Annotated in this window: 11 protein-coding genes; 4 read left to right on the forward strand and 7 right to left on the reverse strand. The window is 69.8% G+C overall.

Going from position 1 to position 11,367, the window contains the following annotated elements; all coding sequences use genetic code 11:
* Positions 1–76: 76 nt before the first annotated feature.
* Positions 77–634 carry a DUF305 domain-containing protein gene (locus tag ABD333_RS25175; protein WP_344544738.1) on the forward strand — a complete coding sequence of 186 codons (558 nt, stop codon included), beginning with the start codon at positions 77–79 and terminating at the stop codon, positions 632–634.
* Here the strand turns inward: ABD333_RS25175 and ABD333_RS25180 are convergent.
* From ABD333_RS25180 to ABD333_RS25195, 4 genes are all read right to left on the reverse strand, one after another.
* Entirely contained in the window at positions 615–1,517 is a 903-nt protein-coding gene (locus tag ABD333_RS25180) for a hypothetical protein (protein ID WP_344544740.1), read from the reverse strand. The two genes, ABD333_RS25175 and ABD333_RS25180, sit on opposite strands and share 20 nt — an antisense overlap.
* Positions 1,514–3,511, reverse strand: coding sequence for a hypothetical protein (locus ABD333_RS25185; RefSeq protein WP_344544742.1), 1,998 nt, complete (start codon positions 3,509–3,511; stop codon positions 1,514–1,516). Before ABD333_RS25185 ends, ABD333_RS25180 begins: the two co-directional genes overlap by 4 nt.
* On the reverse strand, positions 3,504–4,307 hold the full coding sequence (locus ABD333_RS25190; RefSeq protein WP_344544743.1) for a hypothetical protein: 804 nt from the start codon (positions 4,305–4,307) through the stop codon (positions 3,504–3,506). Before ABD333_RS25190 ends, ABD333_RS25185 begins: the two co-directional genes overlap by 8 nt.
* A gap of 62 nt (positions 4,308–4,369) precedes the next feature.
* Positions 4,370–5,107: a Crp/Fnr family transcriptional regulator gene (locus tag ABD333_RS25195; RefSeq protein ID WP_344544745.1), complete on the reverse strand. Its 738-nt coding sequence runs from the start codon at positions 5,105–5,107 to the stop codon at positions 4,370–4,372.
* Positions 5,108–5,340: 233 nt separating this feature from the next.
* Between ABD333_RS25195 and ABD333_RS25200 the strand changes: the two genes are divergently transcribed.
* Positions 5,341–6,141 (forward strand): SGNH/GDSL hydrolase family protein, encoded by an 801-nt coding sequence (locus tag ABD333_RS25200; RefSeq protein WP_344544747.1) that lies wholly within the window; start codon positions 5,341–5,343, stop codon positions 6,139–6,141.
* A 24-nt stretch (positions 6,142–6,165) separates the two neighbouring features.
* On the opposite strand, the gene ABD333_RS25205 is transcribed toward ABD333_RS25200, so the two are convergent.
* Both ABD333_RS25205 and ABD333_RS25210 read right to left on the reverse strand, forming a co-directional pair.
* Positions 6,166–6,933: an HNH endonuclease gene (locus ABD333_RS25205; protein WP_344544749.1), complete on the reverse strand. Its 768-nt coding sequence runs from the start codon at positions 6,931–6,933 to the stop codon at positions 6,166–6,168.
* 15 nt (positions 6,934–6,948) lie between these two features.
* Positions 6,949–8,412, reverse strand: a complete 1,464-nt coding sequence (locus tag ABD333_RS25210) for a hypothetical protein (protein WP_344544751.1) — start codon at positions 8,410–8,412, stop codon at positions 6,949–6,951.
* Between the two features lie 273 nt (positions 8,413–8,685).
* On the opposite strand from ABD333_RS25210, the gene ABD333_RS25215 reads away from it, so the two are divergent.
* Entirely contained in the window at positions 8,686–10,236 is a 1,551-nt protein-coding gene (locus ABD333_RS25215; RefSeq protein WP_344544752.1) for a GMC oxidoreductase, read from the forward strand.
* A 104-nt stretch (positions 10,237–10,340) separates the two neighbouring features.
* Here the strand turns inward: ABD333_RS25215 and ABD333_RS25220 are convergent, their stop codons facing one another.
* Entirely contained in the window at positions 10,341–10,643 is a 303-nt protein-coding gene (locus ABD333_RS25220) for a hypothetical protein (protein WP_344544754.1), read from the reverse strand.
* A gap of 418 nt (positions 10,644–11,061) precedes the next feature.
* On the opposite strand from ABD333_RS25220, the gene ABD333_RS25225 reads away from it, so the two are divergent.
* A complete protein-coding gene (locus tag ABD333_RS25225) occupies positions 11,062–11,307 on the forward strand; it encodes a hypothetical protein (protein WP_344544756.1) in 246 nt (81 codons plus the stop codon).
* Positions 11,308–11,367: the final 60 nt, after the last annotated feature.

Below are 11,367 nucleotides of genomic sequence, written 5' to 3' on the forward strand. Positions count from 1 at the left end.
CGCCGACCGCCCCCCCGCGGGCCCGGCACCGGGGCGACCACGAACACCCGAAGGGCACGATGATCCGAAGGGCACGATGAAACGCGGCCTCAAGAGACTCGCGATCTGCATGGCGCTGGCCCTGCCGCCGAGCCTGTTCCTGGTCAACGGCTGCCGTGACGACCCCCCGCCGGGCACGTTCAACTCGGCCGACGTGATGTTCCTGCAGATGATGGTCCCGCACCACGGCCAGGGCGTCCGCATCGCGCGGCTCGCCCACGACCGCGCCGCCCGCCCCGAGGTCCGCACGCTCGCCGCCGCGATCGAGACGACCCAGATCAGCGAGATCAAGACGATGGCCGGCTGGCTGCGTTCGTGGCGGCGTCCGCCGACCGCCCCGGCGGGCTCGCACACCGCGCACGGCGGCATGCCCGTGACCAGCGAGGCCGCGATAGAACGGCTGGGCGAGACCACCGGCGCCCCGTTCGAACGCACCTTCCTCAACATGCTGATCGCCCACCAGGACGACGCCCTCCAGCTGGCCCGCCGCGAGGCCGCCACGGGCACCAACCCCCAGGCCAAGGACCTGGCCGACCGCGTGGCCCGCTCCCGCTCGGCCCAGATCACCCAGATGCTCACCCTCCTCCGCCGCTAGCGCCCCCACGGGCACCCCCGCCACCGGCCTCGTCGAACGGCGAGGGGTTGGGCGGAGGCAGCCCGGGCACGCCCATGAGCTCCATCAGATGGCGCAGCACCCGGTCGTTGTGCAGCATCAGGTCGAAGGCGTCCATCTTGTCGTACGCACTGGCCGTGCTGACCACATGGTCGGCGAGCTCCTTGGCCTGGGTGCGGCGATCCTCGGTCATCCGCCGGACGATCTCGTCGACGGACTCGGGATCGTCTGCCAGGGCGACGGCGTACGGGGTGCGCCAGTCGTTCCGGCCGCTCTCCAGGAAGTCGTGCCACAGTTCCCGTCGCTCGCCGAACTGCAACGCCAGCAACCGGGCGAGCTCATGCCGGTTCGTCTCCTCCTGCCGCCTGCTCCAGGCCTCGCGCTGGGCCTTGCGCACCGGCTTGTCGAGGCGGAGCACGGTGCGATGCTCGATCGGGCGGGCGTCGCCGTCCGACCCGGCCGCCGAGACGAACGTCAGCCGGGTGCCGCCGAACACCTCACCGATCGTCTGGTGGACGCGGGCCTCGGCGTCGCCGGCCTCGAACGGCGGGAAGAGCCGGGACACGCCCCGGACGCGGGCGACGAGCCGTTCGAGCAGCGCGGTCCGGTTGTCGAGGGCGCGCCGGACCAGCGCCTCGCCGTGCGCCCGGCCGGTGACGCACCACGTGAAATGTGCGCTGACGGAGAACTCGTAGCCGTCGCCCATCGCCGGCACCTTGAAGTCGAACGAGTCCGGCCAGTGGACGGCACGGGTCTCGTCTCCCGTCCGGCGCAGCCACCTCCACAGCCGCACGCCGGCAGTCGGGTGGAGCTGGACCTTCTGGACCGGACCGTGATGGGTGCAGTCCGTTCGCAGCGTGCTCATGCTGACGACTCCTTCGATGAGGTGGCCGGGGCGAGCCCGTAGAACCGCAGCCGTGGCCGCAGCGCTGGCTCGGCATAGAGGTGGGTACGCAAATCCGCGAAGTCGACTCCTGCCTTCGCCCACTCGCGGAGGGCGTTCCAGGGTTCGTGGCCGCAGGAACGCGACGTCAGTACGCGGAGCCACAGTTCGCCTACGGTGCTTGGATCCTGCGCGTATTGGACAAGCAGCGTCGGCCGTTCGGTAAAGGGCAGCAGGGCGATCCGCGCCAGCGTGGCGGCCACCAGTTGGCACAGCAGCGGCTTCGGGGAGCTGCTCCAGCCCAGGAGCTCGCGCAGGACCGTGCCGGGAGCGTCCCTGAACAGTTCCACCACGCTGTCGCGTACGGCATTGCTCAGGAAGAGGGGGTCACGCCACGCGAGAGCGTAGAGCGCCCGCAGGGCCTCATCGGCGGCCTCGGCCCCGAGTAGCGTGCCGAACAGCCGTACAGCGGTCGACCGCAGCCGGAAGTTGGGCTCCTTGGCCCACTCCCAGGCGAGCTTCGCCACGCGGGGATGCCTGGACGGGTAGGCGGCCGCGATCGCCTCAAGGGCCCAGGCCGCCGCCATGTGCAACGCCTCGGAGCCGCTCCCGGACCATTTGCTGATGCACTCCTTGTAAACGAACTCGAAGTCGTACCGCGCGAACCAGGCGATCGCCTGCGCCACCCTCAATCGCGTGACCGGATCGCCCGCCTCGTCCTCGGCCAGACCCGTGAGCCATTCGAGCAGCGCCTTGTGCGCCACGACGTAGTCGAGCCACACCGCGTCCAGGACGGCCGGTGCGAAGCCCGCGCGGAAGGACAGTGTTCGGTCGACCTCCTGGACGACGTAGGACGGCTGCTCGCCGGCGTGGCCGAGCCAGTCGTCGAGCATGTCGGCGAACGGCAGCAGGCCGAGCCGGGCGCGCTTGCCCTGCTTCTCCACCTTGAAGAGCAATTTGGCAAGGTCATAGGCCGCCCGGCAGACCTGCACCGTCGGGCTGCCGTCCAGCACCGCGCCCGCGATCACGAAGGCGCGGCGTCCGAGGTCCTTCTCGTCCTCCTCCTGCCGGAGCACCTCGCGGGCCTTCAGCCGGAGCGGGCCGAGCATCTCGGCACAGACCTCCTCGACCGTCCGGCCACGCGGCAGGCCGTTCACGATCGCGTGAGCGAGTTCGCGGGCGTCCGCGGGGCTGGACAGCTGCATGGTGACCTGGTCGATGACCGCCTGGACGTCCTGCCCGGCCGGCAGCCGGTCGAGGAGCTGGCACCTGAGAACGTCCCACGGGTCGGGCTGCACGTGTTCCGCGACCAGGCCGGGGAGCGCCCTGGTGTCGGAGTCCAAGCCGACCAGGATGACCAGGCGGGCTCCCACCGCCGTGAGGATCTCGCTGCAGCCGAGGATGTCCGCCTCGGTGAGACGTTTGGTCCAGGTGGCTCCGGTCGCGTCGTACAGATAGCCGTGGCCCGGTTGCAGCTTGCTCTTCTCCAGGAGCGCGGGGGACTCGTGGGCGCGCAGGCTGCGGAGTTCGTCCTGGCGGTGCGCGAGCGCGGCGAGGGCGGTGGTCCTGCGGCCGGTGCCGGGCGGTCCCTTCAGGACCGCGACGACGTTCTGGTCGAGGAGGGTTATCAATGATTCCTTGGCGGGGGTCCCGGCGAAGCGCACGCTGATGTCGCGCCTGCGTTCGGCTGCGACCGGAGAGACGATCCAGCCGTCCCGTTTGTCGCCGGTGATGTAGACGTGCTTGTCGCCGCCGACCTTGTCCCCGGTGAACGCGTCGCCTGGTCCGTAGGCGGCGTTACGCGAGCTCGCTTCGGCGATGAAGTCGGTACGCAGCTCACGGAGCTGTTCGGCGAACCTGCGTTGCTCGGTGGCGCTGAGTCTCGCCTCAGGAGGCGTGCGCAGATCGTCGGCCGCGTCCCCCTCGTCCGGCTCCTGCGCCCTTGCGGACTCGGGAGCGGCTTCGTCGTCAGCCATCGTGGTGGTCCCCGTGGTAGGTGTTCTTGTTGCCGCCGACTTTGTCTCCGGTGAACGCGTCGCCCGCGCCGTAGGCGACGTTGACGTGGCCGCCGCCGCTTCCGGCCGGCAGTGGGGGTGCCAGAGTTCGTGCGGCGGGTGGAGGGTCGCCGCCTTCGGTGCCGCGATCCGGCGCGTACGGCGAGAGGGTGTCGACGGCGTGCAGGTTGAAGCGTGGAACGTAGAGGTAGGCGACGTACGACTGCTTCTTCACCGCCACGCGTACCGGACGGAAGAGAGTGGGCCGCGGCTCTCCCAATCCCTGCGTGATGTAGTCGCGGTAGATCTCCGATGAGACGATCACGCCGAGGTCGGCGTCTGGGAGCGTGGCCATCGCGGCGCGCAGCGGCTCGGAGTCCCGCAGCCGTGCCGGCTGGATCGCGTGCTGCCCGGGCCAGCCCATCGCGCCGTTCAGGTGGACGGGACCGATGTGGACCGCCATCCGCAGGCGCAGGCGGCTCCACGCGGCGTCGTGGCGGCGCCTGTTGTAGGCGCCCAGCGCGGCGTCCAACTCGCGTACGAACGTGTCCATCAGCGGCGTCACGCCGGTGCCCGCCGGCAGGATCACGTAGACGCCGTCGCCGCCGTTCTGCCGTTCCCATGACCGCCGGTCCAGCGCGGCCGCGTCGGTGGCGTCGTCGAGCATCCGGCTCAGCGCGGCCTGCAGCACCTGCTGCTCAGTGTCGTTCCGGCCGCTGTAGTCCTCGATGTCGACCGTGAACAGGACCCGGTACTCGGGAACGAGATGATCGTGCATCGTGCCTCCAGGTGATCTCACTGACGCACAGCGTCGGCGACCACCGGAGGGTCGTAGCCGGATTAATCCGGGTTCGCCGGAACTTGTCCGGAGGGGGACAGGTCGGCGAAGTCGCGGAGCAGCGCGTGGTCGGTGATGATCACGCGTCGCCGTCCCGGCGTCGCGACCAGGCCTTTGACGGTGAGCTCGCGCAGGGCCTTCTGCACGGTCGCCTCCTTGGCGCCGACCAGCCCGCCGAGCTCCGCCTGCGTCAGCGGGATCCCGAGGTCGATGCCCTCCGCGCACGGCTGCCCGTGCCGGTCGGCCAGGGCCAGCATCACGCGGGCCAGGCATCGGCCGGTCTCGTACCCGGCGAAGTCCAGGCGCCGCTGGTTCGACCACCGGAGCCGCTCGATCGTCATCTCGTTGAGCGTCAGCGCCACCGCCGGATGCCGCTGGAGGAAGTCGATGAACGCGCCGCCCTTGATCTGGCTCACGACCGCGCGGCCGCAGGTCGTCACGGTCGCGGACCGCACCGGCTCGCCGAGCACCGCCATCTCCCCGATGAGGTCGCCGCTCACGCGCAACGCCAGCAGTGCCTCCGTGCCGTTCTCCACGCGGGCGCTCACTTTCACCAGAGCGTCGATGAGCAACCAGACCGACCCGCCGGAATCGCCCTGGCGCACCAGTGCCCGCTGCGGCGGCACCGGATGGAGCTGCCCGAGGTCGAGAAGCCTGGCCCGGGTCCGCTCGTCAAGCCTGCTCAGGAACGTGCCGGTCGGCCATGACCTGCCGGGGCCGACCTCTGTCCGCTGTCGCACGACCGCCTCCCCGAAGTCGCGACCCTCAGACATACGCGAGCGAGGCCCCGCCCGTCCATGGCCCTTGAGACCTCAATCGCCTGCCCTGCTGCCGGCCGGAGATCTCCGCCATTAAAAGTTGATCACTGTGGGGCGGGAAAGCGGCGATTTATTCGGGGTATTGGAGGCTTCCCGGATTCGGGGCGGGGGTATAAGCGGATCGACACAATTCATCCGTCTCCCGCGGAGTTCCGATGCGCGCTCCCCGCTTCTGTTCTGCTGCCGTCGCGACGGTCGCCTTCCTTTCCGGATCCGTCGCCTGTGCCGACAGTACGGCGCGCGCCGAAGTGCACTATGTGGCGCTCGGTGACTCGTACGCGTCGGGCACCGGGGCCGGCTCCTATGACTCCGGCGGGTGCAAGCGCAGCGCGAACGCCTATCCGCGGCTGTGGGCGGCACGGCAGACCCTGACGTCCTTCAAGTTCGTGGCGTGTTCGGGCGCCAGGACGACGGGGGTGCTCACCGGCCAGCTCGGCGCGCTCGACGGCGCCACGACGCTCGTCACCGTGACGGCAGGCGGCAACGACGCGGGCTTCGCCCGGGTGATGGAGACCTGTGTGCTTCGGTCGTCGGGGGATTGCAGGAAGGCGGTGTCCGATGCGGAGGAATACATGGCGACCACCCTGCCGGATCGCCTCGACGCCCTTTATCGGGCGATCCGCGGCAAAGCGCCGACGGCCCGGGTCGTGGTGCTCGGCTATCCACGGCTCTACAAAATCGTCGACAACTGTGCGGGGATGTCCAGGAGCAAGCGGGTCGCGCTGAATCGCGGCGCCGATTCGCTCGTCGCGACCGTGGCGGCGGCCGCCTCGCGGGCCCGGTTCGTCTTCTCCGACGTACGGGACGAGTTCGCGGGCCACGAGCTCTGTTCGGGGCACGGATGGCTGCGTTCGGTCAGCATTCCGATCGCCGACTCCTACCACCCGACGGCTCGCGGGCACCGGCTGGGCTATCTGCCCGCGCTGGATTCGGCCGGCACCCGGGTCGAGCGCTGAACGCCCTGCACGGGCGACCGCGGCTCAGGCGGCGGGTGCGCGGGCAGGCGACCGGAAGACCTGGTTGGTGTGCCAGTCGATGTGGTCCGGTTCAGGGGATGGCAGGCCGGTCTGCGGGTCACGTACGGGACGTCCGGACAGATCGTGGACCAGGGCGGTCGTGGTGGCGGCGCGGCCCACGAACTTGCGCGAGACCGCGATCGTCCGTTCCGGCGTCACGCCGAGCACGCCGCGATCGAGCAGCCGGTGGTGCAGCGCGCACAGGCAGAGGCCGTTGACCAGTTCGTCGGGGCCGCCGAACGCGTGCCAGCGCAGGTGCGCGGCGTCCAGGCCCACCGCCGTACCGTCCAGCCAGCCGTCGTAGCCGCAGAACGCGCAGCAGAAGTCGTACGCCTCAAGCACCTGCGGGCGGAAGCCGGGGTCGCGCGCGGGCAGCGCCTGGACGGCGGGCCCGGGCAGGTCGGCCCCGTCGAGGTCGAGCCCGGTCTCCTGGCAGATGTCGCCGTGCAGCGACGGCCCGGGACTGCCCGCCCCGTCCGGCGTTTCCACGACCCACAGCAGGTCGTCGTTCGCCAGGTGGTGGAACGGGTAGCCCGGGTTCGTCTTGCGCGGCGGGCCGAACTCGCGGAGCAGGCGGTTGAGCGCGTCCTCGGCGGCCGAGAACGGGATGGGCGCGTCGCCTTCACGCTGGAAGCGGCCCAGGGCGTGCAGGAGGAGGAGTGGTTTGTGCGGGGCGCGTCCGCCGTGACGTGCGTATTGGCGGATGCCGAGTACGCGCTCCACCCAATCCACGGGGCCAGGATAGATCTATTGGCGGCTCAGGGCGCGCGTGATGCCTGCGGCGATCGTGGTGGCGAGGATCCAGCCGGTGACGATGAGGGAGTAGGAGAGCCACTGGTAGGCGTTCTCCGGCTTGTACGCCTTCTCCTGGCCAAAGTCGATGATGGGGAGAAGCAGGTCGAGCGTGTAGAAGACCGGGTTGAAAGCCGGGGCTTCACCTGGCTTGAGCGGGGCCGGGTGATGGAGGCCGTAGGCGACCGAGCCGATGAGCATCAGGGTGACGAGCCAGGCCGCAGCGCGCATGGGGCGGTAGCCGTAGCCGACTGTGGCGTCCTGCAGGTAGCCCCATAGCTTGAGCGGCCATCGCAGCGTGCCGCGGCGGCGGCGCTGCTTGGCGAGCAGTACGGTGCGGGCCGCGTCGTCGTCTCCTATGCGGCGGTACGCGGCCGCGAGCTGTTCGTAGTTGTACGGAACGTAGCCGTCGTCTTCGCGTTCCAGGACTTCCAGGCGTTCGTGGGCGGGGAGCCGTGGATTCAGAATTCCGTAGGTGAGTCCGTCGAGTTGAACGGACTCCGGCCAGACCTCGGGCGTCACGAAGAGCATGTCGAACTGGGACCGCCGAAGGGTCACGGTGCCCTCGATGGGTGCTGTGCGGCGAAGCCAGAGTTCCCCTGCGACCACGCTGGTGGCGCGGAGCGCCATGCCTCCCGGATTGGACAGGCGCGCGTAGGCGAGATTGAGCTGGCCCTGAACGCGGGCACCGCGCAGGTTGACCCGGCCTGCCGCCTCCATCTTCCGCGCGTGCAGATCCGAGCCGATGGCCAGGGTCTGGGCGTTCAGCGCGGTCTCGCCGGGATACCGAAGGACCGCGTCGTTGAGAGTCAGCGAACCCGAGATGGTGGCTCCGTCGAGAAGTGTCTCGCCGTGTACGACGAGATCTGTGGCGACGACGTCGTTCTCCACGGTCGTGTGGTTGAGCTCCAGGACTCCCTCCTGCGGAGCGTTCTCGTCCCCGAGGTGCGCGCCGTCCAGGAACAGCGCACCGGCAAGGCGCGCTCCGCCCAGCCGTAGCCGGCCTGGGACGCGGCAGCCGGACATGTGGACGATCCGGGCCACGTTGAGGGCGGTGCCCTCCAGACCCGGGAAGTACGACCTTGAGAGGCTGAGCTGGCGGATGTCCGCGCCGTAGAGCATGAGTTCGGCCTCGAAGTGGCACGCGTGGAACCGGATCGCGTACGGCACGTCGGCGTTGTGCAGGTTGAGCGTGCCGGTGACGCGGGCGCCCGTCACCCGGAGTGCGGCGATCTCGCCTTCCGCGGCCTCGCCTCTGAGCAGCAGCGTCCGCAGGACGTGTGCGCGGACGGTGCGTTCCGGATCCCACGAGCCGCCGTGTTGGGCGTCGTCACCGGGACGGCTGAAGTCGACCGTCTCTCCGCGCGGGAACGCCCACCGCACGCGGCGCTCGGCTGGCGTCAGGCTGGCGATCTCCACGGCCGGGACCTTCTCGTGGCGGGCCGGGGTTGTCAACAGGTCACCGGCCGGTCGCACTCCGCACTGCCCGTGGACGCGCCGTGACCTGCCGTTCCGAGTGCGTGATCGAACTCAAGTTACCTTTGCGTAGACCGTGGCTTAACACGGCCGAAACATATAGAACCTGTTTCACCTAGTGGAAGTGAGGTAAGTCACATGGGTGACAGTACCGCGCGTAGGACAGGGGCAGCGGCGGTATCGCGCCGCGGATTCATCGCTGGAACTGGTTCTATCTTGGGGACGGCCGCCCTCGGGCTCCGCGCCGTCCCGGCCGCGGCCGCGGCTCCGATCGCCGACGGCGCCCGCGTCCCGGTGGTCGTGATCGGCACCGGCTACGGCGGCTCGGTGGCCGCCCTGCGCCTCGCCCAGGCGGGCGTGGACGTGCACATGATCGAGATGGGCATGGCCTGGGACACCCCGGGCTCCGACGGCAAGATCTTCTGCAACACGACCGCCCCCGACTACCGGTCCTACTGGCTCCGTACCAAGACCAAGCAGCCCCTCAGCAACTTCCTCGGCTTCCCGATCGACCGGAACATCCCCCGCTACACGGGAATCCTGGACGCCGAGGAGTTCGGCGGCATCACCGTCTACCAGGGCCGCGGCGTCGGCGGCGGCTCGCTCGTCAACGGCGGCATGGCCGTCACCCCCAGGCGCGAGAACTTCGGCGCCGTCCTCCCGTCGGTGAACGCCGACGAGATGTACGACGTCTACTACCCGCGCGCCAACGCCGGGCTCGGGGTCGGCACCGTCGACCCGGCCTGGTTCGACACCGCCGCGTGCTACCAGTACGCCCGGGTCGGACGTAAGCACGCCCAGCGTTCCGGCTTCCCGTTCGTCTTCGTGCCCGACGTGTACGACTGGGACTACATGGCGCGGGAGGCGGCCGGCTCGGTCACCAAGTCGGCGCTGGCCGGAGAGATCCTGTACGGCAACAACCACGGCAAGAAGTCGCTGCAGCAGACGTACCTGGCCCGCGCGAAGGCCACCGGCAGGGTCAGCATCTCGCCGCTGCACAGGGTCACGTCGGTCTCCCCGGCGGGCGGCGGTGGCTACACCGTCGTCATGGAGCAGATCGACACCGGCGGCGGCGTCACGGCCACCAAGTCCGTCACCGCGGACCGGGTGTTCTTCGCGGCGGGCAGCGTCGGCACCAGCAAGCTGCTGGTCAAGCTGAAGGCCACCGGCGCCTTGCCCAACCTGAACGCGGAGGTGGGCAAGGGCTGGGGCGACAACGGCAACGTCATGTGCGGGCGGGCCAACCACATGTGGGATCCGACCGGGCCGCTCCAGTCGAGCATCCCGTGCGCGGGCATCGACAACTGGGCCGCGGGCGGCGCGTTCGCCGAGGTCGCGCCCCTGCCCACCGGCATCGAGACGTACGCCTCGTTCTACCTGTCCATCACCAGGAACCCCAACCGCGCGCGGTTCAGCTGGAACGCCGCCGCAAGCAGGGTCGAGCTCGACTGGCAGACCTCCTGGAAACAGCCGTCCATCGCCATGGCCAAGACGATCTTCGACAAGATCAACGTGAAGGAGGGCACGATCTACCGGACCGACCTCTTCGGCGGTTACAAGATCTGGGGTGACCACCTCACGTACCACCCGCTCGGCGGCGCGGTGCTGAACAAGGCCACCGACGACCTCGGCCGCCTCCACGGCCACCCGGGCCTGTACGTCATCGACGGCGCCCTGATCCCGGGCAACACCAGCGTCAATCCGTTCGTCACCATCACGGCGCTCGCCGAACGGAACATCGAAAAGATCATCGCGGCCGGCCTGTAGCCCCGCGCCGACGTGGCGGTCGGCCACGGGCGCGTGTGGCCGACTCTTCTCCCGCCGAGCCTTCGCCCGCCACAGCCTCCGCCGGCGTCCGCCGTCTTCTCCCGTCACGCGTGCACGTTGCTGCCGGGCCCCTCCTCGTCATCCGCATGATCGGGATCGAGGTACTCGTCCTCGGGCCAGAGGGCGTCGGCCAGCCACGCCAGATACTCCTCGTCGCCGGGATCGAGCTCGGCCGTCATCGACTCGGGATGGCCGTCGTCGTCCGGGTCATCGCTCCGGGCGGCCCCGGCGTCCGCCGCGTTCGCGGCCGTGGCCGCGGAACGCGCGGGGAGGGCGGGCCGGAGCAGCCGCCGTATGCTCATGACGAACAGGCCGGCGAACATGCAAAGGACCAGTGCTGAGATCACGCCACGCCGTCCCTCCCGCGAATACGATTTTTGATAAGGACCTTGCGTAAGGGGCAAACTAGCTGAACGCTACTAGAGCGGTCTATTGGACGCGCGTGCGACATGCGGCAGCCGGGAGATAACGACCCGAGGGTTTACCCCGGGCGGGGGCGGGCGCTGGTGATCGGGGAGCGTGAACGGCGCTGGCCAGGCGCGTCTGGAGCCATCTCGTCCAGATCACCCCCTTGGCCCACAGTGACTGTGCCCTGACTCTCGGCTGTCACGACCTGTGCGCCCCGAGGCCTGGACGGCCCACGAGGAACTCGCCGCGCTCGGCTTCGACCGCTGCCTCGTCCGCCGAAAATGTCAGAGGCGACCCGTAGTTTGAAGACAACGCGGGAGACCACACCGCCGGAGGAAGGAGCACATCATGGCTCCGATGACCGATTCGGACCTGGCGAAGGTGCTGTTCACCACGAGGCTGCAGGCCTCCGACCATCCCACCGCCTTTCGGGTGCGGGCAGCCATCGCCGACCGGCTGCGGACGAGCGACGCCGGCAGCTGCGCCGCCCACGTGGCCCAGGAGGCCGGCGACCATCCCGACGCCTACGCCGCCCGCATGCGCTGGGCGCTTGAGGCCGTCTCCGACGCCTACAGCCCGTGCCTTCAGGCCGCCGCGGCCTGACCACCCCCCGGCCGCCCCGCGGGCAGGCGCTTGAGATCTGGGCGGAGTACGGCACAATCG

Source organism: Actinomadura fulvescens, assembly GCF_039533225.1.
GTDB classification, from domain to species: domain Bacteria; phylum Actinomycetota; class Actinomycetes; order Streptosporangiales; family Streptosporangiaceae; genus Spirillospora; species Spirillospora fulvescens.